Source organism: Streptomyces coffeae (genome assembly GCF_016741875.1).
In the GTDB taxonomy this organism is placed as follows: Bacteria; Actinomycetota; Actinomycetes; order Streptomycetales; family Streptomycetaceae; genus Streptomyces; species Streptomyces coffeae.
On the sequence record NZ_JAERRF010000144.1, the window covers coordinates 1 to 980 of the forward strand.

The 980-nt window shown below is 69.2% G+C and carries 1 protein-coding gene; it reads right to left on the minus strand.

The genetic code is table 11. The features are described 5' to 3' along the window. Nucleotides 1-980 (minus strand): beta-ketoacyl reductase (locus tag JK363_RS41375; RefSeq protein WP_201883483.1); only part of this gene is annotated, 980 nt, incomplete at both ends.

Below are 980 nucleotides of genomic sequence, written 5' to 3' on the forward strand. Positions count from 1 at the left end.
GGCAGCCACGAGATCCCACAGTTGTTCGGGGGAGGTCACCCCACCCGGATACCGACACGCCATCCCCACAATCACCACCGGGTCGTCCGCGACCGACGGCAGTGCCCCGACGGGGCCCTCCACCGCACGGGTCACTCCGGCGAACAGCTCCTCCAGGATGTGATCCGCCAGCACCTGCACCGTCGGGTAGTCAAAGACCAGCGTGGCCGGGAGCCGCAGTCCGGTCGCCGTGCTCACTCCATTACGCAGCTCCACCGCCATCAACGAGTCAAAGCCCAGATCCCGGAAAGCCCGCGCAGGATCGACCGCCGCGGGACTGTCGTGGCCCAGCACCTTCGCGACCTGGCCCCGCACCACATCCAGCAACAACGCCCGACGCCCAACCTCATCCAGCCCGCCCAACCGCTGAACCAAACCAGTCCCCGCACCAGCGCCTCCCGCCGCCCGCCGGGTACGGACCAGGCCCCGCAACAGCGGCGGAACCTCACCCCGACCCCGCAGCGCAGCCAGGTCCAACCGCAGCGGCAACACCACCGCCTCCCCCGACCCCACCGCAGCATCGAACAACGCCACACCCTGCTCCACAGACACCGGCGGAAGACCCGCCCGAACCATCCGCTCCCGGTCCACCTCCGTCAGCCCACCGGCCATGCCGCTGGGCAGATCCCACGCGCCCCACGCCAACGACACACCCGGCAGTCCAAGGCCACGCCGGTACTCCACCAACGCATCCAAAAACGCATTCGCCGCCGCGTAACTGCCCTGCCCCGCACTGCCGAAGACCCCCGCGGCTGACGAGAACACCACAAACGCCGACACCTCACCCACCAACTCATGCAGATGCCACGCCGCATCCACCTTCGGCCGCAACACCGCATCCACCCGCTCGGGCGTCAACGCGCCCACCACCCCGTCATCCAGCACACCCGCCGCATGCACTACCGCACACACCTCACGCCCCTCAAGCACCCCCGCCAAAG